Source organism: Acidovorax sp. Root402 (genome assembly GCF_001425125.1).
Classification (GTDB): Bacteria; Pseudomonadota; Gammaproteobacteria; order Burkholderiales; family Burkholderiaceae_C; genus Acidovorax; species Acidovorax delafieldii.
In genome coordinates, this window is record NZ_LMDQ01000013.1 from 127,797 (window position 1) to 151,406 (window position 23,610).

Annotated in this window: 23 protein-coding genes; 12 read left to right on the top strand and 11 right to left on the bottom strand. The window is 65.7% G+C overall.

Annotation, left to right across the window (positions count from 1 at the left end):
* Nucleotide 1 precedes the first annotated feature (1 nt).
* The 3 genes from aspS to nudB all read left to right on the top strand — a co-directional run bounded on the left by aspS (nt 2) and on the right by nudB (nt 3,276).
* Nucleotides 2–1,819 carry an aspartate--tRNA ligase gene (aspS, locus tag ASC83_RS08035; protein ID WP_056060406.1) on the top strand — a complete coding sequence of 606 codons (1,818 nt, stop codon included), beginning with the start codon at nt 2–4 and terminating at the stop codon, nt 1,817–1,819.
* A 138-nt stretch (nt 1,820–1,957) separates the two neighbouring features.
* Nucleotides 1,958–2,785: a CsgG/HfaB family protein gene (locus ASC83_RS08040; protein WP_056060409.1), complete on the top strand. Its 828-nt coding sequence runs from the start codon at nt 1,958–1,960 to the stop codon at nt 2,783–2,785.
* Between the two features lie 14 nt (nt 2,786–2,799).
* The gene (nudB, locus tag ASC83_RS08045) at nt 2,800–3,276 is read left to right on the top strand and encodes a dihydroneopterin triphosphate diphosphatase (RefSeq protein WP_056060412.1); all 477 of its coding nucleotides are present in this window, start codon (nt 2,800–2,802) and stop codon (nt 3,274–3,276) included.
* A 52-nt stretch (nt 3,277–3,328) separates the two neighbouring features.
* Here the strand turns inward: nudB and ASC83_RS08050 are convergent, their stop codons facing one another.
* On the bottom strand, nt 3,329–5,095 hold the full coding sequence (locus ASC83_RS08050; protein ID WP_056060415.1) for a tetratricopeptide repeat protein: 1,767 nt from the start codon (nt 5,093–5,095) through the stop codon (nt 3,329–3,331).
* A 356-nt stretch (nt 5,096–5,451) separates the two neighbouring features.
* Between ASC83_RS08050 and ASC83_RS08055 the strand changes: the two genes are divergently transcribed.
* From ASC83_RS08055 to ASC83_RS08090, 8 genes are all read left to right on the top strand, one after another.
* Entirely contained in the window at nt 5,452–6,189 is a 738-nt protein-coding gene (locus tag ASC83_RS08055) for an endonuclease/exonuclease/phosphatase family protein (protein ID WP_056060418.1), read from the top strand.
* 37 nt (nt 6,190–6,226) lie between these two features.
* Complete coding sequence (gene clsB / locus ASC83_RS08060; RefSeq protein WP_056060421.1) at nt 6,227–7,471, top strand: cardiolipin synthase ClsB; 1,245 nt, start codon at nt 6,227–6,229, stop codon at nt 7,469–7,471.
* A gap of 117 nt (nt 7,472–7,588) precedes the next feature.
* Nucleotides 7,589–8,314 carry a GTP cyclohydrolase I gene (gene folE / locus ASC83_RS08065; protein WP_056060424.1) on the top strand — a complete coding sequence of 242 codons (726 nt, stop codon included), beginning with the start codon at nt 7,589–7,591 and terminating at the stop codon, nt 8,312–8,314.
* 2 nt (nt 8,315–8,316) lie between these two features.
* Nucleotides 8,317–8,739 carry a BLUF domain-containing protein gene (locus ASC83_RS08070; protein ID WP_056060427.1) on the top strand — a complete coding sequence of 141 codons (423 nt, stop codon included), beginning with the start codon at nt 8,317–8,319 and terminating at the stop codon, nt 8,737–8,739.
* A 206-nt stretch (nt 8,740–8,945) separates the two neighbouring features.
* Complete coding sequence (locus tag ASC83_RS08075; RefSeq protein ID WP_056060430.1) at nt 8,946–9,827, top strand: DMT family transporter; 882 nt, start codon at nt 8,946–8,948, stop codon at nt 9,825–9,827.
* Entirely contained in the window at nt 9,824–10,678 is an 855-nt protein-coding gene (locus ASC83_RS08080; RefSeq protein ID WP_056060434.1) for a DUF429 domain-containing protein, read from the top strand. Before ASC83_RS08075 ends, ASC83_RS08080 begins: the two co-directional genes overlap by 4 nt.
* An 81-nt stretch (nt 10,679–10,759) precedes the next feature.
* The gene (locus ASC83_RS08085; protein WP_056060436.1) at nt 10,760–10,978 is read left to right on the top strand and encodes a hypothetical protein; all 219 of its coding nucleotides are present in this window, start codon (nt 10,760–10,762) and stop codon (nt 10,976–10,978) included.
* Between the two features lie 107 nt (nt 10,979–11,085).
* The gene (locus ASC83_RS08090; RefSeq protein ID WP_056060440.1) at nt 11,086–11,757 is read left to right on the top strand and encodes a histidine phosphatase family protein; all 672 of its coding nucleotides are present in this window, start codon (nt 11,086–11,088) and stop codon (nt 11,755–11,757) included.
* Nucleotides 11,758–11,772: 15 nt separating this feature from the next.
* Here the strand turns inward: ASC83_RS08090 and ASC83_RS08095 are convergent, their stop codons facing one another.
* The 10 genes from ASC83_RS08095 to ASC83_RS08145 all read right to left on the bottom strand — a co-directional run bounded on the left by ASC83_RS08095 (nt 11,773) and on the right by ASC83_RS08145 (nt 23,088).
* Nucleotides 11,773–12,876, bottom strand: a complete 1,104-nt coding sequence (locus ASC83_RS08095; RefSeq protein ID WP_156379456.1) for a hypothetical protein — start codon at nt 12,874–12,876, stop codon at nt 11,773–11,775.
* 2 nt (nt 12,877–12,878) lie between these two features.
* The gene (locus ASC83_RS23485; RefSeq protein ID WP_082522384.1) at nt 12,879–13,838 is read right to left on the bottom strand and encodes a hypothetical protein; all 960 of its coding nucleotides are present in this window, start codon (nt 13,836–13,838) and stop codon (nt 12,879–12,881) included.
* A 232-nt stretch (nt 13,839–14,070) separates the two neighbouring features.
* Complete coding sequence (locus tag ASC83_RS08110; protein ID WP_056060450.1) at nt 14,071–15,414, bottom strand: tetratricopeptide repeat protein; 1,344 nt, start codon at nt 15,412–15,414, stop codon at nt 14,071–14,073.
* A gap of 23 nt (nt 15,415–15,437) precedes the next feature.
* Entirely contained in the window at nt 15,438–16,046 is a 609-nt protein-coding gene (locus ASC83_RS08115; protein WP_015012762.1) for a hypothetical protein, read from the bottom strand.
* A gap of 104 nt (nt 16,047–16,150) precedes the next feature.
* Nucleotides 16,151–17,554 (bottom strand): amidase, encoded by a 1,404-nt coding sequence (locus ASC83_RS08120; RefSeq protein WP_056060453.1) that lies wholly within the window; start codon nt 17,552–17,554, stop codon nt 16,151–16,153.
* A 130-nt stretch (nt 17,555–17,684) separates the two neighbouring features.
* Complete coding sequence (locus ASC83_RS08125) at nt 17,685–19,175, bottom strand: ABC transporter substrate-binding protein (protein ID WP_056060456.1); 1,491 nt, start codon at nt 19,173–19,175, stop codon at nt 17,685–17,687.
* Between the two features lie 105 nt (nt 19,176–19,280).
* Complete coding sequence (locus ASC83_RS08130; protein WP_056060458.1) at nt 19,281–20,174, bottom strand: ATP-binding cassette domain-containing protein; 894 nt, start codon at nt 20,172–20,174, stop codon at nt 19,281–19,283.
* Nucleotides 20,171–21,208 (bottom strand): ABC transporter ATP-binding protein, encoded by a 1,038-nt coding sequence (locus tag ASC83_RS08135; RefSeq protein ID WP_056060462.1) that lies wholly within the window; start codon nt 21,206–21,208, stop codon nt 20,171–20,173. The genes ASC83_RS08130 and ASC83_RS08135 overlap by 4 nt, the downstream gene beginning before the upstream one ends.
* 33 nt (nt 21,209–21,241) lie before the next feature.
* On the bottom strand, nt 21,242–22,120 hold the full coding sequence (locus ASC83_RS08140; RefSeq protein WP_056060465.1) for an ABC transporter permease: 879 nt from the start codon (nt 22,118–22,120) through the stop codon (nt 21,242–21,244).
* 5 nt (nt 22,121–22,125) lie between these two features.
* Complete coding sequence (locus ASC83_RS08145; RefSeq protein ID WP_056060468.1) at nt 22,126–23,088, bottom strand: ABC transporter permease; 963 nt, start codon at nt 23,086–23,088, stop codon at nt 22,126–22,128.
* Nucleotides 23,089–23,296: 208 nt separating this feature from the next.
* On the opposite strand from ASC83_RS08145, the gene ASC83_RS08150 reads away from it, so the two are divergent.
* Nucleotides 23,297–23,554, top strand: a complete 258-nt coding sequence (locus ASC83_RS08150) for a YfhL family 4Fe-4S dicluster ferredoxin (protein WP_056060470.1) — start codon at nt 23,297–23,299, stop codon at nt 23,552–23,554.
* The last annotated feature ends 56 nt before the right edge of the window (nt 23,555–23,610 follow it).

Genomic DNA, 23,610 nt, shown 5'->3' on the forward strand with positions numbered 1-23,610 from the left:
CATGGCCATGCGTTCCCACTATTGCGGTCTTGTGACCGAAGCCCTGTTGGGCCAAACCGTTACCCTGTCGGGCTGGGTGAACCGCCGCCGTGACCACGGTGGCGTGATCTTCATCGACCTGCGCGACCGCGAAGGCTACGTGCAGGTGGTGTGCGACCCCGACCGCGCCGAGATGTTCAAGGTCGCTGAAGGCGTGCGCAACGAGTTCTGCGTGCAGGTCAAGGGTGTGGTGCGCGCACGCCCCGCAGGCACCACCAACGACAAGCTCAAGACCGGCCAGATCGAAGTGCTGTGCCATGAGCTGAACGTGCTCAACCCCTCCGTCACGCCTCCGTTCCAGATCGACGAGGAAAACCTGTCGGAAACCACGCGCCTAACGCACCGCGTGCTGGACCTGCGCCGCCCGTACATGCAGAACAACCTGATGCTGCGCTACAAGGTGGCAATGGAGGTGCGCAAGTTCCTCGATGCGAATGGCTTCATTGACATCGAAACCCCCATGCTCACCAAGAGCACGCCCGAAGGCGCGCGCGACTACCTCGTGCCCAGCCGCGTGCACGATGGCCATTTCTTCGCATTGCCCCAGTCGCCCCAGCTGTTCAAGCAGCTGCTGATGGTGGCGGGCTTCGACCGCTACTACCAGATCACCAAGTGCTTCCGCGACGAAGACTTGCGTGCTGACCGCCAGCCTGAATTCACCCAGATCGATATCGAGACATCGTTCATGGAAGAGCAGGACATCCGCGACATGTTCCAGGGCATGATCAAGACGGTGTTCCAGAACACGCTGGGCGTGGACCTGGGCGAGTTCCCCGTCATGACCTACCAGGACGCTGCGCGCCTGTATGGCTCCGACAAGCCCGATCTGCGCGTGAAGCTCGAATTCACCGAGCTGACCGACGTGATGAAGGACGTGGACTTCAAGGTGTTCTCGGGCGCCGCCAACATGAAGAATGGCCGCGTGGTCGGCCTGCGCGTGCCCGGTGGCTCGGTCGAAGGCGGCGGCATCAGCCGTGGAGAAATCGACGCCTACACCGAGTTCGTCAAGATCTACGGCGCCAAGGGTCTGGCCTACATCCGCGTCAACGAACTGGCCAAGGGCCGTGACGGTCTGCAGTCGCCCATTGTGAAGAACATCCACGACGCAGCCCTGCAAGCCGTGCTGGAGCGCACTGGCGCACAAGATGGCGACCTGATCTTCTTCGGTGCCGACAAGGAAAAGATCGTCAACGACGCGATTGGCGCGCTGCGTATCAAGATCGGTCACAGCGAGTTCGGCAAGAAGAACGGCCTGTTCGAGAACCGCTGGGCCCCGCTGTGGGTGGTCGACTTCCCGATGTTCGAGTACGACGAGGAAAACCAGCGCTGGAACTCGGTGCACCACCCCTTCACCAGCCCCAAGGATGGTCACGAAGACTGGATGGTCACTGCGCCCGAGAAGTGCATCTCCAAGGGCTACGACATGGTGCTCAACGGCTGGGAAATGGGTGGCGGCTCCGTCCGTATCCACCGCGCCGACGTGCAGCAGAAGGTGTTTGACGCCCTCAACATCACGCCCGAAGAAGCCCAGCTCAAGTTCGGCTTCCTGCTGGATGCGCTGCAGTACGGCGCGCCTCCGCACGGCGGCCTGGCCTTTGGCCTGGACCGCATCGTGACGCTGATGACCGGTGCCGAGTCGATCCGCGACGTGATCGCCTTCCCCAAGACCCAACGCGCCCAGTGTCTGCTCACACAGGCGCCCAGCCCTGTGGACGAAAAGCAGCTGCGCGAGCTGCACATCCGCCTGCGCAACCCCGACGCGGTCAAGACTGCGGCCTGATTCCGGACGCATCACGTCCTTCGCGCATGCAGCCATGCATCGCACACCAAGCGGCTCGGGCCTTGCGCCCTGGCCGCTTTTTTCATGCGCGGCGCATCGGGCACTGGCCGCCGTGCACGGACTGAAAGAGGTACTTCCATGCGTTTGTTGACACGCTCCCATTGGCTGCTTGCGGCCGCATGCATCGCCCTGGCCGGATGCGGCGAGAAGAAGACCGAACTGGGGCAGGGCGGCTCGGTGGTCACGGGCTCGGCCGGGCCCCAGGGCGCGCAGAACGCGGCCCGTGAGCTGGTGCGTTGCGATGCACCGGTGGCCACACTGGCGCTGGCCGAGAACCCCAATGGCTACATCATGGGCTCGGGCTACCAGCTGCCCGCGTCGCCGGTGCCGCTGGTCAAGCTGCTGGCCCAGCAGAGCGGGTGTTTCCGCGTGGTGGACCGGGCAGCGGGCCTGAAGGGCACGGTGCAGGAGCAGGAATTGAAGGACGCCGGCATCCTGCGCAAGAACAACTCCACCGTGGCCAAGGGCAAGGGGTACGAGGCGCAGTACACGCTCACGCCCAGCCTCACGTTCAGCGAGCAGGATGCGGGCCGGGGCCTGGCCGGGGTGATTGCCATGATCCCGGTACTGCGCGACATCGCAGGCCTGGCCGGGCTGGTGGAGCAGGTCAAGTTCAAGGAAGCACAGACGGCCTTGCTGCTGTCCGACAACGAAACCACCGAACAGGTAGCTGCGGCCACAGGCTCAGCGCGCACCACCGACCTGGGGGTGGGCGGCCTGGTGTTTGGCAAGCTGGGCGGTGCAGCGGGCGCTGGCTGGAGCAATACCAACGAAGGCAAGGTCATTGCTGCGGCGTTTCTGGACGCGCACAACCAGTTGGTGGTGCAGGCGCGTGCGTTGCAGGCCAAGGAGCTGCCCCCGCCCGTGCCCACCACCACGGCAGCCCAGCGCCCCAAGGGGGGCTGAAGGCACAACAGGCCATGGCAGCCGCCGGGTCACCGCGGCCTTACAAGCTTCCAGAGTCGGTGCTGGTGGTGATCCACACCCCCGCGCTGGAGGTGCTGCTGATCCGCCGCACCGGGGGCGAGGGGCATTGGCAGTCGGTCACCGGTAGCAAGGATGCGCTGGACGAGCCTTTTGCCGAGACCGCACGCCGTGAAGTGGCCGAAGAAACCGGGATAGACACCCTGGCACCGGGTTGTCTGCTGACCGACTGGGCGCTGGAGAACGTGTACGACATCTGGCCCCAATGGCTGCACCGTTATGCCCCTGGCGTGGTGCGCAACCGCGAGCGCGTGTTTGGCCTGTGTGTGCCCGCAGGCACGCCCGTGGTGCTGAGCCCGCGTGAGCACGATGCCTATGAGTGGCTGCCTTGGCAGCAGGCCGCTGACCGGTGTTTTTCAGCGTCCAATGCCGAGGCGTGCCTGTTACTCCCCCGGTTTTTGCATCTCGGGTGAGTCGACTCCGAATGGCCCGGCGGCAACGGGGGCAAGGCCGGGCGGCGTCGCCTCAAGAGGCGTCTGGAGGCCGCAAGCGCAGGGCGGCAGCAGGATCGTCGGCATCGTCTGCGGGCGACGGGCCGAGGGCCGAGCTGTCGGGCGATGGCTGCGGAGTGCGCGTGGGTGTGTTGTCGCTGCTGCCCCGCACCCTCAGCGCCACTCCGCCGGGGTGGCGTTCACTGTCTTGCCCCAGGATGGCCCTCGCCGGGGTGCTGCCCATGCGTGCGCGCAGTGCGTCGATGCTCTCTTGCAGCGGTTGGGGGGCGGCCATGCGCGCGCCATGGCGTAGCAGCACTTGCTGTGCCATATCGAGCAGTTTGGAGTTGAGGGTGCGTTCGGCTTCGGCCAGCAGGTTTTGCACGGCACCGCCAGGGTCGCCGCCCAGGCTTTGCGCCATGGCGACTTCGGCCGTCTTGTTGACGCGCTGCAGGCAGTCTCGCACCAGTTGGCTGTAAGGCTCATGCAGGTTGCAGGCGTTGGCCATCAGCTCGGTCAAGCCGCGTGTGTTGGCATAGCGCATGCCCAGTGCCAGCACCCAGCTGTCGCCCTCGGGCAGCTCGATCGACGTGACGGCCAATACGGCCAGCAGGCTGCCCAGGTTGCAGGCAGCCTCAAAGTCGAAGGTGCTGGACGTGATCTCGCGGGCCATGCCACGCACCGATTCAACCGCTTGCGAAAACTGCCGCTGCTGGATGAGCTGCAGCGCCCGCGCCACCTCGGCAAAACGCCGGATGCGCGCGCTGCCGTAGTGGCGCTCCAGGATGCGCGCAAAGTCGGCCATGCAGCGCTCGATGCCCTTGCGGTCGTTCTCTGCGTAATACGCAAACGTCAGCAGCACCAGCGACTGGTAGTCGAACAGCTTGGAGTCAATGCCCAGCACTGTGGCGCGTGCCAGCACCTTGGTGGCGGTGGCGCGGTCGCCCATGTAGTACGACATCATCCCCAGCTTCTGCAGCCGCACCACCGAGTCGGGCGTGAGGGTGCTGGCCGTGCGGTAGGTTTCGATGGCCTGCGAAAAATTGCCCATCTCCACCTGCGCGCGGCCCAGCACGTCGTAGGCGTCGGCGAACGACGCGTCTTCGCCAATCAATTCCTGCAAGGTGGTGATGGCGCGCGCGGCCTGGCCTGATTCGATCTGTGCGCGGGCCACGCCCAGCTTGGCCCAGGGCAGGGCCCGTGCCGCGATGACGGCCTCGAACAGGGTGCGCGCCTCGTCGTGGCGGCCCAAGCGCAGCAGCAGCTCCGACCCGATGCGGGCGGCGTACAGCCAATAGGGCTTGCGGGCCTCGAAACGCTCCACGCACAGCGCGGCGGCCTGCTCGAAGTCCTCGGCCTCGATGGCATCGAAAATGGGCTTGAGGTGGATCTTGCGCAGGCGCGCCAGGCTCAGGCGCTCGAACAGCGCGCTGGGCGTGAAGGGCTTGAGCAGGTAGCCGTCCAGTGCCGACTCGGCGGCCTCGGCCACTGCGGCGTACGACGCCTCGGCCGTGACCATGAAGAACACTGTGGAAAACGGCAGCAACTGCGCGCGCCGCAGGTCGTCCAGCAGGGTCTGGCCCGAGTAGTTGGATTCGCCAAAAAACTGGTCGCACAACACGTAGTCGAACACCGTGTGCTCCAGTCGGGCGCGCGCGTCCTGCACACGGGAGCATTGCACGATGCGGGTCACGCCGTACTCGCGCAGCTGCCCCACCAGAATGCTGCGCGATGTGGCATTGCTGTCCACGATCAGCGCCTGGGTCTGTGGGGCGGGATTGGGGCCGCTCTCGGTAGCCATGGGGGTCGGGGCCGTCCCTGCGTGCTCAAAATGTTGGAGTCTCCAGTGTAAAGCGCTGCCGTCCCCTGCCTGCGTCGGGCAAACCCCTTGCCACCACGGCTTGCGACACAATCTCCAGTCCTAGGAGCGGCAATTGACCGCTTGCCGTTTTCAAGGGCGCCTCATGGATACTGACTCTCGCTGCTTCGTTGATGTTCGCTTGTCGAGTGGGCACGCTACGCATTCGCCAGCACCGCGCTGGGCGCGCCATGCAGCGTTGCTCCTTCTTGCGGGCATGAGCCCGCCGCGTCCTCGCGCCTTGCCTGGCGCACCCATCGCGACGCTGGCGAGCGCGTTCAATTACCCCTCCTAGGACCATGCAACACGACGACATCCTGCGCGTAGCCACCTACAACATCCACAAGGGTGTGCAAGGCATCGGGCCCGCGCGGCGGCTGGAGATTCACAACCTGGGCCTGGCGGTGGAACAGCTCGACGCCGACATCGTTTGCCTGCAGGAGGTGCGCAAGCTGCACCGGCGCGAGGCGGCCTACTTCCAGCGCTGGCCTGATCTGCCGCAGGCCGAGTTCCTGGCGCCCGAAGGCTACGAGGCGGTGTACCGCACCAATGCGGTCACCAAACACGGCGAACATGGCAACGCGTTGCTGACTCGCTGGCCGGTGATCGGGCACCAGCATGAAGACATCTCGGACCACCGTTTCGAGCAGCGCGGGCTGCTGCATGTGGAGGTGGATGTGCAGGGCCGCAACGTGCACGTGATCGTGGTGCACCTGGGCCTGATCCCTGGCAGCCGCATCCGCCAGGTCGAGCGCCTGCAGGGCTTCATCGAGCGCGAGGTGCCCCCCGGTACGCCGCTGGTGGTGGCCGGTGACTTCAACGACTGGGGGCAGTTGCTCAAGCGCATGCTGGCTGGCTTTGGCCTGTATGAATGGGATGCGCCCCGCACCTTCACCTACCCCGCACGCCTGCCCCTGGCGCAGCTGGACCATGTGTATGCGCGCGGGCTCACGCCGCTGTCGCTGCAGGTGCCGCGTGGGCGCATCTGGTGGCGCATGTCGGACCATCTGCCCCTGATCGCGGAGTTCCGGCTGTGAGGCGCTGCCGGGGTGTGCGTGGTGGCGGGGTGACGGGATGAGGCGCAAGCTCTTGGCTCAGGCCCCGGGCACCGGGCCCGCCGACGACCACCAGGTCCGGCTGCTGCAAGGCGCGGAGGAGTTCTTTCCGGCGCTCACCGAGGCCATGGATGCTGCGATGGCGGACATCCAGTTCGAGACCTATATCTTTGACTTCACCGGCGCCGGAGCCACCGTGGCCCAGGCGCTGATGCGCGCTGCAGCGCGCGGCGTGCGCACCCATCTGGTGGTCGATGGCGTGGGCACGGGTGCGTTGCCCAAGGCCTGGGCCGATCAGTTTCAGGCCGCCGGGGTGCTGTGCAGCGTGTATTCGCCGCTGGGGCCGCTGGGGCTGCTGCTGCCACGCCGCTGGCGGCGCCTGCACCGCAAGCTGTGTGTGGTGGATGGGCGGGTGCTGTTTTGCGGCGGCATCAATGTGCTGGACGACTTTCACGACCCCAACCACGGCGCGCTGGAGGCCCCCCGTTTTGACTTTGCCGTGCGGGCCACGGGCAGCCTGGTGGCATCGGCCAGCGACACGATGGACCAGCTCTGGTGGCGCATGCAGGCCGTGCGCGACGCACGCCAGCGCCGCTTGCCGGAGGCCCTGCAGGCCTTGCGCGCGGCCAGCGCGGCACGGCACGCGGAGCAGGGCGGCGACCCTGGCGCAGGCCCGCCTGTGCGCGCCACCCTGGTGCTGCGCGACAACGTGCGCAACCGCAGCCGCATCGAGAAGGCCTACCGCCGCGCCATCGGCGCGGCGCGGCACGAGGTCATCATTGCCAATGCCTACTTCATGCCCGGCGGCAAGCTGCGCCGCGCGCTGGTGATGGCCGCACGCCGGGGTGTGCGGGTGCGCCTGCTGCTGCAGGGGCGGTACGAATACTTCATGCAGTACCACGCGGCCCGTCCCGTGTACGGCGCGCTGCTGGAGGCCGGCGTCGAGATCTACGAGTACGCCCCCAGCTTTCTGCATGCCAAGGTGGCCGTCATCGATGCGCAGGGCGACCGGCCCTGGGCCACGGTGGGCTCGTCCAACCTCGACCCGCTTTCGTTGCTGCTGGCGCGCGAGGCCAACGTGGTGGTGGAAGACGCCGCCTTCGCCATTGACCTGCGCCAGCGCCTGGTGCACGCCATGCAGCACGCGGGCCGCCGCATGGACCCTGCGCGCTATGCCGGCCGCCCGCTGCGCCAGCGGGTGCTGGACCGCGTGGCGTTTGGTCTCATGCGCCTGGCGCTGTGGGTGACGGGCAAGCGGTATTGAGGGCGCCTTTATCGAGTTTGCTATATTATTAATAGCTGCTCAGGCATATTCCACTAGCGCTTGCTGCCTAAAACCCTTGTAATTGATCAAACTGGGTTCGCTGGTACGATGCCAGCCATGTCCAGCCAACCTGCCGCCGATATGACGCCCACCTCACCGGACGAAGGCACGCCCGTTTCCGTCAAGATCCGAGAACGCCTTGCCGCCGCGCGCAAGCGCTTTCACGCCAACGACAACATTGCCGAATTCATCGAGCCCGGCGAGCTGGAAAAGCTGCTCGACGAGGTCGAGGTCAAGATGCAAGGCGTGCTCGACAGCCTGGTGATCAACACCCAGGGCGACCACAACACCAACAACACCGCGCGCCGCGTGGCCAAGATGTACCTCAACGAGGTGTTCCGCGGCCGCTATGTGGCACAGCCGCCCATCACCGAGTTCCCCAACGCCGAGCACTTGAACGAGCTGATGATCGTGGGCCCGCTCACCGTGCGCAGTGCCTGCAGCCACCACTTCTGCCCCGTCATCGGCAAGATCTGGATCGGCGTGATGCCCAACGAGCACACCAACGTGATCGGCCTGAGCAAATACGCGCGCCTGGTGGACTGGATCATGGGCCGCCCCCAGATCCAGGAAGAAGCCGTGGTGCAGCTGGCCGACCTGATCATGGAAAAGACCCAGCCCGACGGTCTGGCCATCGTCATGGAAGCCAGCCACTTCTGCATGTCCTGGCGCGGCGTGCGCGACAACGACAGCCGCATGATCAACTCGGTCATGCGTGGCGTGTTCCTCAAGGACAGCGCCCTGCGCCGTGAATTTTTGTCCCTCATTCCTGGAAAGAACTGACCATGCTGGTACGTCTGCTTTACGCCAGTCGCGCGGTCGATACCTCGCCCGCCGCCATCGAAGCCATCCTGACGCAGTCGCGCCAGCACAACCCCGGCAGCGGCATCACCGGCGTGCTGTGCTACGGCGGTGGCGTGTTCCTGCAAGCCATCGAGGGCGGCCGCTCCGCGGTGAGCGAGCTGTATGGCCACATCCAGAAGGACACACGCCACAAGAACGTGGAGCTGCTGCACTACGAAGAAATCGCCGAGCGCCGCTTTGGCGGCTGGACCATGGGGCAGGTCAACCTGTCCAAGATCAACCACTCCATCTTGCTCAAATATTCCGAAAAGCCCGAGCTGGATCCGTATGCGGTGTCGGGCAAGGTGTCTTTTGCGCTGCTCGAAGAACTGATGGCCACCGCCTCCATCATCGGAAGAGCCTGAAAAGCGGGGCGCTTTGCTACTGCGCGGCCTGATCCCGGGTCTGCGGTACTCGCCGCACGGGAGTGCGGCTGCGTTCCTCAACCCAGGCTGAGGCCGCTCGCTACGCAAATCACCCCACTTTTCGTCGTTGTCCTGAACTCGCCATTTCAGCCGCAGCCCACAGGGGCTGCGGCTTTTTGCATTCAAGCCCTCTCTCTTTCTCACCCGTGACCTTTACCGCCTTCGCCCTCATCATCCTCGCCGGCCTCATCCACGCGTGCTGGAACATCGTGGCCAAGAAGGCCGGGGGGGACTCGCGGTTTGCGTTCTTCACCTCGGTGATCATGATGGTCGTCTGGGCGCCGCTGGGCTGGTACCTGGGGCGCGACGCGGTGCCGCAGTGGGGTGCGGTGGAGTGGGGCTTCGTGGCCGCCAGCGGGCTGCTGCATGTGGCGTACTTCGTCATCCTGCTGCGCGGCTACCGTGTGGCGGACCTCACCGTGGTCTACCCGCTGGCGCGCGGCTCGGGGCCGCTGTTGTCGTCGCTGGTGGCTATCACGCTGCTGGGCGAGCAGATCTCGGCGCTGGGTGCCTTGGGCATCGTGGGCGTGGTGGGGGGCGTGTTTCTGATCGCGGGTGGCCCGGGCCTGCTGCGCGCCGCGCACGACCCTGCCGCGCGGGCGCGGGTGCACAAGGGCATGTTGTACGGCTTGCTCACGGGGGCTTTCATTGCCAGCTACACGGTGGTTGACGGCTATGCGGTCAAGTTTCTGCTCATGTCGCCCATTCTGGTGGACTACATGGGCAACTTTGTGCGTGTGGGCCTGTTGGCCCCGGTGGTGCTGCGCGACCTGCCCACGGCCCGCACGCTGTGGCTGGCGCAGTGGCGTTTTGCCCTGGCCGTGGCGGTGGTGAGCCCGGTGGCCTATGTGCTGGTGCTTTATGCCATGCAGCAGGCGCCCCTGTCGCACGTGGCCCCGGCGCGCGAGGTGTCCATGCTGTTTGCCGCGCTGATTGGCGGGCACCTGCTGGGCGAGGGGGACCGCCTGGCGCGTATCTGTGGCGCGCTGTGCATTGCAGCGGGTGTCACGGCCCTGGCCTTGGGATGACCACCATGGCACCCCAACCCCCATTCCACCTGCTGGGCTGCGACTTCTCCAGCAGCCCCACGCGGCGCAAACCCATCGTGCTGGCGCTGGGCCAGCGCCAGGGCGCGCGTGTGGTTATCACCGCGCTGCAGCCGTTCGACACCCTGGCCGCATTCGGCCAGTGGCTGGAGCAGCCCGGCGACTGGGTGGGCGGTTTTGACCTGCCCTTCGGCCTGCCTCGCGAGCTGGTGCAGGCGCTGGGTTGGCCCACCGACTGGCATGCCTGCATGCAGCACTACCGCAGTCTGAGCCGCGAGCAGATCCGTGCCCAGTTTGCGGCGTTCTGCGACGCCCGCCCGGTAGGTGGCAAGTTTGCGCACCGCGCCACCGACGGGCCCGCGGGCTCCAGCCCGTCCATGAAATGGGTGAACCCGCCGGTGGCCTACATGCTGCACGCGGGCCTGCCGCTGCTGCTGGACGCGGGCGTGCACCTGCCCGGCTTGCACACAGGCGACCCCCGCCGCGTGGCGCTGGAGGCCTACCCCGGCCTGCTCGCGCGTGAGGTGCTGCAGCGGCGCAGCTACAAAAGCGACGACCGCGCCAAGCAGACCCCCGACCGCCTCATCGCCCGCAAGGACTTGGTCAATGCGCTGGAGCTGGGCCAGACCCGCCTGGGCCTGCACCTCAAGCTCAGCCACGCCCAGCGCGATGCGCTGGTGCAGGACGCCAGCGGCGACAGTCTGGACGCCGTGCTGTGCCTGCTGCAAGCCGCCTGGGCGGAGCAGCGCCATGCCGAGGGCGACGCGCTTTACGGCCTGCCGCCGGGGCTCGATCCACTCGAAGGCTGGATCGTCACGGCGGACAAGCCCTGACCGACGATCCCGCCGCTTTTCCGGGCATCGGCCCGCCGCAGGCTGCGTAGCATTGGCGGTACACGTAGGACTTTGTTTGCCATGTCTTTTGTCCCCCGCCGCTTGCTGGTCCTGACTCTGCTGGCCCCGCTGCTGGTACAGGCCGCCCCCGCGCCCTGGTACTACTGGCGCAGCCTGGTCGATGGCCAACGCGTGTGCGCGCAAACCTCGCCCGGCCCGGGCTGGGAGCAGGACAGCACCCCCCACGAAGGCCCCGGCTGCCAGCCGCGCCGCAAAGTGCTCATCGTGCCCATGCGGTAGTGTCTGCTGTGTTTTGTTATAAAAATAATAGCTATTGAGGCTTACTGGACGGGCGGTAGCGGCCAAAAAACCTTGCAATCGTGTGTGTACATTCGATAATGTCACGCATGACTGAACTGATTCTGATCCGCCACGGCGAGACCGACTGGAACCGCGAACTGCGCTTCCAGGGCCACGTGGATGTGCCCCTCAACGCCACTGGCCACGAACAGGCCCGCCGCCTGGCAGAGCGTGTGGCCGCAGAGCGCCCCGTGGTGCACCACCTCATCTGTAGCGACCTCATCCGCACCCAGCAGACTGCCACGCCCAGCCTGCAGGTGCTGTTCCCCCAGGCCCGCATAGACACCCTCACCGACAGCGCCCTGCGCGAGCAAAACTTTGGCGTGGTGGACGGCAAGCGCGTGGACGACGTCAAGCAGGAACACGCCGACGCATGGAACCAGTGGCTGCGCTTTGAAGCCGACTACGGCATGCCCGGCGGCGAGACCACCCGCCAGTTCCACACCCGCGTGATGGACGCCGTCTACCGCATCGCCCAGCAGCACAGCGGCCAGACGGTGATGGTGGTCACCCATGGCGGCGTGCTCGACATGATCTGGCGCACTGCGCGTGGCACCGGGCTGGATGGCCCCCGCCAGAGCGACATCCCCAACGCGGGGCTCAACCGCGTGCGGGTGCGCGGCGAGGCGGTGGAGGTGATGGACTGGGCCGATGTGCGGCACCTGGCAGATTTGCCGGAGCAGCCGGTGTACGACCAGACGAAGTTGGTGGTGCGGTGAGGAGGCCCGAGGTCTTTACCCGCCTGCATAGATGACACCTGGGCGTGTACCGCCCAGGTCATCGGTATTGGGGTCCTGCACAGGCTCCACACCAAACATGCGCCCTAGTGTCACGAAGTTGTAGGTACCGCGTCGATCGGTGTAAACGGCGACTCCCTGCGGCGTCAGCGCAATGGGATACCAGTCTCCGGCAACACGCTCATCTGTTTGCTGGCTGACCAGCTTACCGTCCGCTCCGTACAGCCTCAGTTCGCCTGTGGCTGCGAGTTGGCGGCTGCCCTGCTTGGAGGAGAAAGCGCGCACCGAGTGCAGGACAAACTGTCCCCCCGGCGCCAGCGTGAGAGCAGGCTCAGGGTCGCTGCCGGGAACGCCCTCAATCCGTACGATGCTGCGTTGTGTACGGTGCAGCAGCGCATAAGCCGCACCGTGGGCATTTTGAGAAGCTGTGTATCCAATCAGCGCGGTGTTGGCAGATGTTGCGAGCGGGGTGGCAAATGTCACCGTGGCGCCGCCCGCGTAACGGCTGAGCTCTGCACGCAGCTCAGAAGTCAGGTCGATTTCAGCCAGCTGGGGCTTGAGCCGCCCGTCGGAGCCACGTGTAATGCTTGGCGGCGTTCCATTGAGTACATCAAAGCTGCCCAGATCCTGTCGGCTCTGCAAAGTCCATGCAGGCACTGAAAATTTGAGGAGACTGTAAGGCATGCGTCCGCTTGTGTCGTCACGCTGCAACTGGGCAGATGCAACGATGAGCGCCATTCCTTCATCCTGAGGCAGGGCATCGGTCAACGAGGCCGGTCTGGCCAAACAGCTGTCAGGTCGCACGCCTGCTGCCGGCAGCTTGGCCACGGCGGGAGGGCTGCCGCTGCGGTCTGACAGTTGAAAGCTTGCTACCTTGGCCTGTTTCGCAAGATCCAGGTGGTCAACGGTGCCGTTGCAATACACCACATACAGATGCTGCGAGTTCTCTCTCCCGCTAGCCGCCGTGGAAGCACGTACTTGCGACGCGGTGTTTGCATTCTCTGGGGAACACGCCGCCAAGAGCAAAGACAAGGCAAGTACGCCGGACGCAGCTAGCAGACCGCGCGGGCGGGTCGCAATGGAATCAGAGGTTGTCAGCACGTTCAGAAGTCCGATTGGGCAAGCACGTTCTCTACATAGTTTGGATCACCGACCGTGCCTCTGGCGGCTACTGGCACTCGCTCCCATTCGGCAAACCCCCGCTGGCCGCTGGAATCCACCGTTACGAAAAGAGCGCCGTTATCGAGTCGTACCCTGTACTCATGCAAGCCATTGGCATATCCGTTGAAGCCGCGAAGTGTGTCCAACTCAAGTTGCTCCGGCGTGTAGTCAGGTAATTCCACAGGCAAGGCGGGCAGCCCTTGTGCGGTACGAGCGCGGTTCCATGCAGTCACCAGATTACGAAAACGCTCTCCGCTACGTACGTTGCGAGGGTAAGCGCGGGCAATGCGTTCCTTTTCCAAGTACAGCGCCCATCCGCCGCGTACATTCTCTTTCCAGCTCCAAGTTTGATCGGCTGTAGGTGCAGGGCGTGTCAGTTGGCACAAGCCAACGCCGCCAAGACCATCGCTGCTGTACTTCGGCCAGTTACCTGGCGTCCGGAACTGTTGGAGCGAGCTTTCCTGGCGCATTTTCTTTCGAAAGACGGCGCGGTTAGCCCCAATGCTGTTGGCGAAGGCGCGTATGGCCGTACCAGTGGGATTTGTTCCCGCGATCGTCCATGTCGCCTGGGCGCGCTGCTCAGTCCCTCCGGCGCGCAAAATGACTTGCACCGTCAACACGCCGCCCAGTATTTCGGTGAAGGGTATTCGCCAACTGGCGTTGGCACTTACCTGCGGAGCGATGCGGCTGTGCTGCGTGCTTCTGCCGCCGCCAAAGGTGGCATTGGTGGCTGGTGAACTACCGTCAAAAGCAAGGGTAGCCGACCACTCGTATATGGGGGCGGCACCCGAGGGCATGGGCTGGTTTTGTAGCGCCGCCGTCACTACGATGGTGGGCATCTCTGCCTCGGCGGTGATAGAGAAGCGCGGGCCTGCGGGCTGGCTGGAAATGACGAGAGGCATGGTGGGTGCCGACTGGGTGTCTCACTCGCTCTCTACGACGCGGCATGTGGATGCGTCGATTGGCACAGCCCGCAGGTCGGCATGAAGTTAAACGGCCCACAATTGTCAGTTCCAGATTCTCTGGAAACACGGATTGATCAGCCTGTTGGCTGTATCTGGGTGTGAAAGTCGTTACGCGAATCCAAGTCTGGTTGCGTTTGCTGTGGAGCGCGTTGGGAAGCGGCTTTGGGACTCAACCCGGCAATTTCAGCGCTGCATTCACCACCCCCACTTGCCGCGCCAGCCTCACCGACTCCGGCTGCCCATTCACTATCGGCTGCAACACGTTCTGCACCGCCGCCCACTGCCCTTTGCGCTGCAGTGCGTCCAGCCAGATCTGGTGAAACAGATCCCGCTGCGCGTGGCTGCCGCCAATCTCCACCAGCCTGGGCAGGGCCACGCCCAGCTTCTCCACTGCCGTCGCCCAGTCGTCCTGCGCATGTGCCAGCAGGCCGTGGGCGGCAGGCACGCACACCTGCTGCCACACGGTGCGCTCGTGTGCCTCGGTGCGGGTGGCGGCGTGGGTTGCGATGTTGTTTTGCAGCGTGCGTGCTGCCTCCATCCGCCCGGCGCGGGCCAGGCCGTAGAGGTATTGCAGGTCCAGAAAGGGCAGTACGTGGTCGGCCAGGCGCGGCGCTAGGTAGTCGGCCACGTCGGTCCAGCGGTCGCCCACATCCACGCCCGCCAGCTCTAGCCGGGCGAGCAGCGACACGGCATTGATCTGGTCCTGGGTGTATTCCTTGACCACGCCCCACACCTGCTGGTCGTAGAGCGCCAGCACCTCGGCGTGCCGGTCCTGCTCCAGCAAAAACAGCGCCTGGTGCCACCAGTTGTGCGTGACCATGAAGGAGTTCAGGCCCGTCCAGGTGTCGCCCACGCTGGCCATGAAGTCGGTACCTTCGCGGATGCGGCCCTGGGTCAGCATGACGTGGGCCAGCGCGTGGTGGGCCCAGGGCTCTTTGCGGCACAGGGTGATGGCGTGGCGTGCGGCGCTTTCGGCCTCTTGCAGGCGGTGGCATTGCTCCCAGCCAAAGGCCAGCATGCCGTGCAGGTAGGGCACCTCGGCCGCTGCGGGCAGGGCCTGCAGCGCCAGGCGCAGCATGCGGGGCGAGTCGCCCCGGTTGAACAAATGGTATTGGCCGAGCTTGAGGGAGGCGAGGTCGCGCGGGTGCAGGCGGGCTTGCTCTTCGTGCAGCGAAATGGCGCGGGGCAGGTCGCCATCCACCCAGGCGGCGATGGCGGCCACAAAGCGTTGTTCACGCTCGGTAGCCTCTGCAGCACGGGCCAGCGCCTGGTCGATGAAGGGGCGGGCGTTGCGCGGGGCGTCGGCCGACTCGGCAAACATGTGCAGCGCCGCGCAGCTGGCCTGAACGATGGGGCTGGTGTCGGCCGCCGCGTTCAGCACGTTCACCGCGCGGGCTTCGCAGGCGATGAAGCCTTCTACAAAGTCATTCAGCGCCGTCGCGCTGGTGGCGTCCTGCAGCGTGATGGCGTTGCCCAGGCAGTCGGTCATGCGGGTGTGCGTGGAGGATGGCATGGGGCATTGTTGGGTCGCTGGGCTCAGCCGCCGTTGATCAAGGTCAGGTAGGCGTTGCGGGTTTCGGCTGAAACGGAAGCGACGAGCTGTTCATGCGGCGTCTGGTGCCGCGCCAGCATGCGGGCGCTGGCCACGGTTTTGGACTTGCAGTACCAGTGGCAGGTGTGCTGCATCAGAAACAGCTCGGCCGTCATCATGTAGGCGCGGTCTTTGGGCGACAGGTGGCTGGTGTTCTGCACCACATGGGCAATGCCGCGCGCGTGGATGGCCAGGGCTCGGCGCACGTCAAAGGTCATGGCGGGCAGCAGCTTGTCGGCAAACGGGATCGGCACGGAGAGCCGGCTGACGCGCGCGTGGGCTTCGTCCACCTTGGCAAAATCGGCGGCAAAGCGGCTGAACTGCTCGCTCAGTTGCGACTCGGTGGTACTCAGCAGGCTCCATATCTGGCTGCGGCGCTCGTCGGTGCTTTCACCCAGGGCGCGCAGGTAGCCGTCGGTCAGCGCCTCCATCAGCTTTTCGATCTGGTAGTTGGCCAGGTGTTTGCCCAGCAGCGCAATGCGCTTGCGCTGCTCTTTGGCGTTGAGCATGAAGGTGCCGGTGGCGATGAGGATCGCCAGGATGATGATGTCCATGCGGTGGTGGGATGGTGATTTGTGAGGTGGGGGCTCCAGCGGTGGTGCCAGCGTCAGAGCGTATCCCCCAAGGTTACCAACAACAACGCACGACAGATGCAGGGTTATGCCGCAGGCGGCTGGGGCCATGCCCGCTGGGGTTCGCGGATCAGCTCGAACGCGTGCGCCACCTGCAGCACGCCCAGGTCGTCAAAACGTGCGCCCGCAATCTGCAGGCCGATGGGCAAACCAGCGCGGGTGTAGCCGCAGTTGACCGAGGCCGCAGGTTGCTCGGACATGTTGAAGGGCACGGTAAAGCCGATGTGTTCCAGCGGGCGCAGCGGGTCGTTGGTGGGCGAGGGCAGCTCGGCCTGGAAGGCGACGTTGGGCGCCACGGGCGAGATCACATAGTCGAACGCGCTGCAGGCCTTGACGGCGGCCACGCGCGTCAGGTGGAACTGGTGGCTGGCGGTGAAGACCTCGGTGCCGCTCATGCCGGCGGCACTGTCGGCCCAGGTGCGGATGTAGGGCAGCACCTTGTCGCGCCGCGCCGCAGGCAGGGCCTGCAGGTCGATGTGCGAACGCATGCGCCAGAAGTGGTCCATGCCGTCGAGCATGGACTGGGTCATGAAAGGTGCCATGGGCACGATGGTAGCGCCGGCGGCTTCCATGAGTTGGGCTGCGCGCTCCACGGCGGCCTTCACTTCGGGCTCCACCGGCAGGCCACAGCCTGCATCCAGCAGCAGGCCGATGCGCAGGCCGCGCAGGCGTTCTGCGCCCCTGTTGAACTGGCTCCAGGCGATGTCCTGGTAGGGCAGGCTCATGCTGTCGCGTGCGTCGGGCTGGCTCAGCACCTGCATCATCAGCGCGGCGTCGGCCACGGTGCGGGTCATGGGGCCGGCGGCGCGGCCAGTGTAGGGCGGGTCAATCGGGATGCGGCCCAGGCTGGGCTTGAGGCTGAAGATGCCGCACCAGCTGGCGGGCAGGCGCAGCGAGCCACCAATGTCGGTGCCGATGTGCAGCGGGCCGTAGCCCGCGGCGGCCGCCGCGCCGCCGCCAGCGCTGGAGCCGCCCGGGCCCTTGCTCACGTCCCAGGGGTTGCGCGAAAGCGGGTGAAAGGTGGACAGGCCGGATGACAACATGCCGTAGTCGGGCATGGTGGTCTTGGCGACGATGACGGCACCGGCCTCGCGCATGCGGGCGGCGGGGGGGGCGTCAGCTGCGGCGGGCACCAGCTCGACGGCGGCCGTGCCCAGCGGGGTGGGGTCACCTTCGGTAGCAATGTTTTCCTTGATGGTGCTGGGCACGCCGTCGAGCGCGCCCTTGGGCTCGCCGCGCAGCCAGCGGGCCTCGGAGGCACGGGCCTGGGCCAGGGCGGCCTCGGGGCGCAGCAGGTAGGTGGCTTTGATGTGGGGCTCCCACCGTTCAATGTGGGCCAGCACGGACTGCGTGACCTCGACCGGTGACAGCTTGCGCTGGCGGTAGGCGGCAATCAGGTCGTGGGCGGGCAGGTCGTGCAGTTCGGTCATGGCGGGGTGGGTGGTCGCCGTAGCGATGTTTATCAATAAAAAAGGCTGCAAGCGCTAGTGGATCAAGCGCTGGCAGCTATTGTTTTAGGAGTCTTGGCTCCTGCACGCGCCGCGTTGCGGCGCGTGGCTGTCAGGACCAGGACAGCGCGGAGATGTCGTTCACGAACACGGGCATGTCTTTCCACAGGCCCTTGAGGTTCTTGTTGGCCACCGTGATCCACTGGTTGGAGTACAGGAAGGCGTGCACCGCATCGTTGGCCAGCAGGCGCTGCGCATCGCCCAGCAGCTTGGCGCGGTCGGCGGGGCGGGCGGCGTTCTTGATCTGGGTGAACAGGTCGTTGAACTTGGGCGAGTTGTAGGCCCAGTAGTAGTCGGGCTTGGCAAAGTTGCCCAGGTCAAAGGGCTCCACGTGGCTGATGATGGTCAGGTCGTAGTTCTTGCTGCCGTAGGTGCCGCTGAGCCACTGCGCCCATTCCACGTTCTGGATCTTGGCGATGATGCCGACCTTGGCCAGCTGGGCAGCCACCACCTCGCCGCCCTGGCGGGCGTAAGGCGTGGGGGGCAGCGTCATGGTCAGCTCCAGCGGTGTCTTGATGCCGGCCTCGGCCAGCAGCTTCTTGGCCTTCTCGGGGTCGTAGGGGTTCACGCCCGTGGTGTCCACGTAGCCAAACGCGCCGGGCACGTAGTGGCTGCCGATGGGTGCGCCGTAGCCGTCGCCCGCGCCTTCGATCACGGCCTTGCGGTCAATGGCTGCGGCAATGGCGCGGCGCACGCGCACGTCGTCCAGCGGCTTCTTGCCGTTGTTGATAGCCACGATGGTTTTGGCGCGCGAGCCGCTGACCACCACCTGGAACTTGGGGTTGGCCTTGAACTGCGCCACGCTGCGCGGCGTGACGCGGGGGAATGCGTCCACGTCGCCCGCCAGCAGGGCAGCCACCTGGGCTGCGGGGTCGGAGATGAAGCGGAAGGTCGCGCGCTTGATCTTGATGGCCTTGGCGTCGCGGTAGCCGTCCCAGGCGGTCAGCACGACCGACGAGCCCTTGTTCCAGGCCTGCAGCTGGTAGGGGCCGGTGCCCACGGGCTTGTTGGCGTTGGTGTCGGCGCTCTTGGGCTCCACGATGATGGAGGTGGCCTGGCCCAGCACGAACAGCAGGTCGGGGTCGATCTCCTTGTTGAGCAGCACCACGGTGTAGTCGTCCACCACCTGGGTGGTGATGCCGGCAAAGGTGCGCTTGTCCTTGTTGGTGCTCTTCTCGCCGCCTGCGCGGTCGTACGAGAACTTCACGGCCGCAGCGGTGAAGGGCTCGCCGTTCTGGAACTTCACGCCACGGCGCAGCTTGAAGGTGTAGGTCTTGAGGTCGGGCGAGACCTCCCAGCTTTCGGCCAGCAGGGGCGACACGCTGCCGTCGGGGTTGATCTTGGTGAGCGTCTCGAAGATGTTGTACTGAACGATTTCGGCGATGGCAGATGCCGCACCGGCGGTGGGGTCCAGGCCTGGGGGTTCCAGCGTCATCGCCAGCGTCACCGCATCTTTGCGGCCTTGCGCCAGGGCGCCAAGCGAGGTGGTCAAGGGCACAGCGGCGATGGCGCCAGTGGCAAGGACGGTACGGCGGTTCAGCATGTTCGGACTCTCCAGACAAAAAACCAGACAACAACCATAGAGACCCCGGTGCAATTTGTTACCGGGGAGGAAAGAAGCTTTTTACACCATCACACCTGCATGTGGTTATGCGGTTTTTGCCGTTGCCGCAGTCGCTGCAGCGGCGGCAGCTGCACGGCGTGCCCGTGCCCGGCCGGGCAGCACCTGCGGCACGGCACCCACCAGCGACTGCGTGTAAGGGTGCTGCGCGTTGCGGAACAGCTCGCCCGGCGAGCCACGCTCCACGATGCGCCCCTGGTACAGCACCACCACCTCGTCGCACAGGTGGTTGACGACCGCGAGGTCATGGCTGATGAGCATGTAGGTGATGCCGAACTGCTGCTGCAAATCTTGCATCAGGTTCAGTACCTGGGCCTGTACCGAAACGTCGAGTGCGCTCACAGGCTCGTCGGCCACGATGAGGCGGGGCCGGGTGATGAGGGCGCGTGCAATGGCGATGCGCTGGCGCTGGCCGCCAGAAAATTCGTGCGGGTACTTGCCCAGGTCGTTGGTGCGCAGGCCCACTTGCGATAGCACCTGGGCGGCCTGCTCGCGCTGCTCGGCGCGCGTGGTCTGGCCCTGTGCCTGCAGCGGTTCGGTCACGATGCGCTCCACGGTCTGGCGCGGGTCCAGCGATCCGTACGGGTCCTGGAACACCATCTGAAAATCGCGCCGCGCCTGGCGCAACTGCTCGGCGGGCAACTGGTGCAGGTTGCGGCCCAGCAGCTCCACCGTGCCGGAGGTGGGTGCATCGAGCGCCATCACCAGCCGTGCCAGGGTGGACTTGCCCGAGCCCGATTCGCCGACGATGCCGAGGCTGCGGCCAGAGGCAATCGAGAAGTTCACGCCGTTGAGCGCGTGCACCTTGCCCGGGGGCCGAAACAGGTGCTCGCGGGGCAGTGTGTATTCGCGCACCAGGTCGGTCACCTGGAGCAGCGGCGCGGTGGCTGGCGCGCCGGTGGTGTGGGGGGCCTGGGTCATGCAGCCACCCCGATGATGTTCACCACGTCCGCACTCTGCGCCTCGGCAATGGCTTCGCGCCGCAGGCAGCGCACCAGGTGGTCGCCGTCGGCATCGGTGGCCACCAGCGTGGCCTCGGGCTGCTTGTGGTGGCAGTCATCCACCGTGTAGCTGCAGCGCCCTGCAAACGGGCAGCCAGCGGGCAGGTCCACCAGCTCGGGCACCGTGCCCGGAATGGTGGACAGGCGCGGGCGTTGCCCGGGCGCGTGCACGGCACCCAGGTGGGGCCGGGCGGCGAACAGCCCGCGTGTGTAAGGGTGGGCCATGGCCGAGAAGACCGAGGCAGTGGAGCCGCTTTCGACCACGCTGCCACCGTACATCACCATCATGCGGTCCACGTTCTGCGAGATCACCCCCAGGTCGTGCGAGATGAGGATCAGCGCCATGTTGCGCTCGGCCACCAGGTCGCTGATGAGGTCCAGGATCTGCTGCTGGATGGTCACGTCGAGCGCCGTGGTGGGCTCGTCGGCGATCAGCAGGTCGGGCCCGCAGGCCAGCGCCATCGCAATGGTGATGCGCTGGCGCTGCCCGCCCGAGAACTGGTGCGGGTAGGCGTCAAAGCGCTGTGCGGCGTTGGGGATGCCCACGCGGTCCAGCAAGGCAATCGCTTCGGTGCGTGCGGCTGCTGCGTTCATGCCCCGGTGCAGGCGCAGCGGCTCCGCCACCTGGCGGCCAATGGTGTGCACGGGGTTCAGGGCCGTCATGGGCTCTTGGAACACCATGCCAATGCGGTTGCCGCGCATCTTGCACATCTGTGCATCGGTGCGGCCCACCAGCTCTTGCCCATCAAAGCGGATGCTGCCGGTGACCTGTGCGCTCTCGGGCAGCAGGCCCATGAGCGACATGGCGGTGATGGACTTGCCGCAGCCGGACTCACCGATCAGGCCCAGGGTTTCACCGCGCGCCAGCGAAAAGCTCACGCCGCGCACGGCATCGGCGGGGCCCCGGTGCGTCTGCAGGCGGATGCGGAGGTTGGAGACTTCTAACAGAGACATCGTGGAATGCAGGTGGTCTTCGGTGCGGAGCTGTCAGCGTTTGCGGGAGAGGCGGGGGTCGAGCAAATCGCGCAGCCCGTCGCCCAGCAGATTCAGCCCCAGTACCGCCAGCGCAATCGCCATGCCGGGCCACACCGCCAGCAGCGGGGCCTGGAACATCAGCGTCTGTGCCTCGCTGAGCATGCGGCCCCAGGAGGGCTGGGGCGGCTGGGTGCCCAGGCCCAGGTACGACAGGGCGGCCTCGGCCAGGATGGCGATGGCGAACTGGATGGTGGCCTGCACGATGAGCACCGACAGGATGTTGGGCAGCACGTGTTCCAGCGTGATGCGCCAGCTGCCCTTGCCGCAGGCACGTGAGGCCAGGATGTATTCGCGCGACCACACGGCGTTGGCCGATGCGCGCGTGACGCGTGCAAACGTCGGGATGTTGAAGATGCCGATGGCGATGATGGAATTCACAATGCCTGCACCAAACACCGCCGTCATCATGATGGCCGAGAGGATGGCGGGGAAGGCGAAGGTGAAGTCTGCCAGCCGCATGATCAGCTCTTCCACCCAGCCGCGCTTGGCGGCAGCCAGCAGGCCCAGGGCCGTGCCGATGGTGAGGCCGATGCCCACCGCGATCACGCCTACCAGGATGGAGTTGCGGGCGCCCACCAGCAGCAGCGAGGCTACGTCGCGGCCAAAGGCATCGGTGCCCAGCCAGTGGGTGCCGGAGGGACTCGCCAGCTTGTTGGCCAGGTCCATCTCGTAGGGCGACCAAGGCGTCCAGACAAAAGAGAGCAGCGCAGCAAGGATCAGCAGCGCCGACAACACGGCGCCGATGACAAAACTGCGGTGGCGCAGCGCGCGGTGCAGCCAGCCGGGGGCGGAGGGTGTGGAAGAGGAGGGGGGGGACACGGCGGCGCTCATGGGGATCAGATGTCGGAAGCCTTCACGCGGGGGTCGATCACGGCGTAGAGGATGTCCACGACGAAGTTCACGATCACCACCATGGCGGCGAGCAGCATCACGCAATTGCGCACCACGATCAGGTCGCGGTTGGAGATGGACTGGAAGATCAGGCGCCCAAGGCCGGGCAGATAGAACACGTTCTCGACCACGATGGTGCCCGCCAGCAGGTTGGCGAATTGCAGCCCCATCACGGTGACCACCGGAATCATGGCGTTGCGCAGCACATGGCCCCACAGTGCAGCGCGCTGCGTGAGGCCCTTGGCGCGGGCGGTGCGTACAAAGTCTTCACGCAGCACCTCCAGCACGGCCGAGCGGGTGATGCGCGCCAGGATGGCAGCCTGCACCACGGCCAGCGCAATGGCGGGCAGCAGCAGGGCTTTGAGGGCTTCTAGCGGGCTGCCGCCGGCGTCTTCCGTCCAGCCCGGAAAGCCGCCGGCCGAGAACCACTGCAGCTTCACCGAGAACAGCAGGATCAGCAGGATGGCGAACCAGAAGTTGGGGATGGCAATGCCGATCTGCGCCAGGCCCATCACGCCCACGTCACCCAGCTTGTTGTGGCGCGCCGCGGCGTACACACCGGCGGCCAATGCCAGCACCGTGGTGATCACCATGGCCATCAGGGCCAACGGCACGGTAAGCGCCAGGCGCTCCAGCACCAGGTCGAGCACGGGCGAGCTGTAGGCGTAGCTGTCGCCCATGTTGCCCACCACCAGGCCGCTCACCCATTGCCAGTAGCGCAGGCTGGCGGGCTGGTCCAGACCCAGCTTGGTGGCCAGAGCTGCCACCGCATCGGGAGAGGCATCGGGACCCATCAGAATCTGCGCGGCATTGCCCGGCAGGATTTCCAGCACCAGGAACACGACGATGGAGGCGCCAATCAACGTGGCCAGGAGGGTGACAAACCGCTTGAGAAAAAACAGGCCCATGGGTGGGGTGCGTTGGCAGGTGGGTCAGACGCAGGGGCGTCAAAATTAATGTGTATACACAGCATAACGGTAAAAACGTCCCCGTCAGCGGTGGTGGGTTGCAGTGTGGCACGCAAGGCACATGCCACCGGCGCGGGATAATACGGAGCATGAACTGCGCCGCTCGCTCCGTTGCCCCTGTTTTTGGCCCTGTGCACTGGGAGGCTGTATGGCGCTGATGATCACGGACGAGTGCATCAACTGCGATGTGTGCGAGCCCGAGTGCCCCAACCAGGCGATCTACCTAGGGCAGGAGATCTACGAAATCGACCCGAACAAGTGCACAGAATGTGTAGGGCATTTCGACGAGCCCCAGTGTGTGCAGGTCTGCCCTGTGGCCTGCATTCCCGTGAACCCGCAGCACGTGGAAAGCCGCGAAACCCTGTGGCAGAAGTTCCAGCGGCTGCAGGCGTCCACACCGACGTAATTTGAGCCAAATCGACAGCTTGCGCTAGTAGGTCATGCCTTGGGTGCTATTGAATA

What these genes read in the sequence shown, in the direction of transcription:
- aspS (WP_056060406.1), top strand. Translation starts at nt 2, where the DNA reads ATGGCCATGCGTTCCCACTATTGCGGTCTTGTGACCGAAGCCCTGTTG.
- ASC83_RS08110 (WP_056060450.1), bottom strand. Translation starts at nt 15,414, where the DNA reads ATGCCATCCTCCACGCACACCCGCATGACCGACTGCCTGGGCAACGCC.
- ASC83_RS08120 (WP_056060453.1), bottom strand. Translation starts at nt 17,554, where the DNA reads ATGACCGAACTGCACGACCTGCCCGCCCACGACCTGATTGCCGCCTAC.
- ASC83_RS08145 (WP_056060468.1), bottom strand. Translation starts at nt 23,088, where the DNA reads ATGGGCCTGTTTTTTCTCAAGCGGTTTGTCACCCTCCTGGCCACGTTG.
- ASC83_RS08050 (WP_056060415.1), bottom strand. Translation starts at nt 5,095, where the DNA reads ATGGCTACCGAGAGCGGCCCCAATCCCGCCCCACAGACCCAGGCGCTG.
- ASC83_RS08150 (WP_056060470.1), top strand. Translation starts at nt 23,297, where the DNA reads ATGGCGCTGATGATCACGGACGAGTGCATCAACTGCGATGTGTGCGAG.
- ASC83_RS08040 (WP_056060409.1), top strand. Translation starts at nt 1,958, where the DNA reads ATGCGTTTGTTGACACGCTCCCATTGGCTGCTTGCGGCCGCATGCATC.
- ASC83_RS08115 (WP_015012762.1), bottom strand. Translation starts at nt 16,046, where the DNA reads ATGGACATCATCATCCTGGCGATCCTCATCGCCACCGGCACCTTCATG.
- ASC83_RS23485 (WP_082522384.1), bottom strand. Translation starts at nt 13,838, where the DNA reads ATGCCTCTCGTCATTTCCAGCCAGCCCGCAGGCCCGCGCTTCTCTATC.
- ASC83_RS08085 (WP_056060436.1), top strand. Translation starts at nt 10,760, where the DNA reads ATGTCTTTTGTCCCCCGCCGCTTGCTGGTCCTGACTCTGCTGGCCCCG.
- folE (WP_056060424.1), top strand. Translation starts at nt 7,589, where the DNA reads ATGTCCAGCCAACCTGCCGCCGATATGACGCCCACCTCACCGGACGAA.
- ASC83_RS08135 (WP_056060462.1), bottom strand. Translation starts at nt 21,208, where the DNA reads ATGTCTCTGTTAGAAGTCTCCAACCTCCGCATCCGCCTGCAGACGCAC.
- ASC83_RS08140 (WP_056060465.1), bottom strand. Translation starts at nt 22,120, where the DNA reads ATGAGCGCCGCCGTGTCCCCCCCCTCCTCTTCCACACCCTCCGCCCCC.
- ASC83_RS08080 (WP_056060434.1), top strand. Translation starts at nt 9,824, where the DNA reads ATGACCACCATGGCACCCCAACCCCCATTCCACCTGCTGGGCTGCGAC.
- nudB (WP_056060412.1), top strand. Translation starts at nt 2,800, where the DNA reads ATGGCAGCCGCCGGGTCACCGCGGCCTTACAAGCTTCCAGAGTCGGTG.
- ASC83_RS08070 (WP_056060427.1), top strand. Translation starts at nt 8,317, where the DNA reads ATGCTGGTACGTCTGCTTTACGCCAGTCGCGCGGTCGATACCTCGCCC.
- ASC83_RS08130 (WP_056060458.1), bottom strand. Translation starts at nt 20,174, where the DNA reads ATGACCCAGGCCCCCCACACCACCGGCGCGCCAGCCACCGCGCCGCTG.
- clsB (WP_056060421.1), top strand. Translation starts at nt 6,227, where the DNA reads ATGAGGCGCAAGCTCTTGGCTCAGGCCCCGGGCACCGGGCCCGCCGAC.
- ASC83_RS08125 (WP_056060456.1), bottom strand. Translation starts at nt 19,175, where the DNA reads ATGCTGAACCGCCGTACCGTCCTTGCCACTGGCGCCATCGCCGCTGTG.
- ASC83_RS08090 (WP_056060440.1), top strand. Translation starts at nt 11,086, where the DNA reads ATGACTGAACTGATTCTGATCCGCCACGGCGAGACCGACTGGAACCGC.
- ASC83_RS08055 (WP_056060418.1), top strand. Translation starts at nt 5,452, where the DNA reads ATGCAACACGACGACATCCTGCGCGTAGCCACCTACAACATCCACAAG.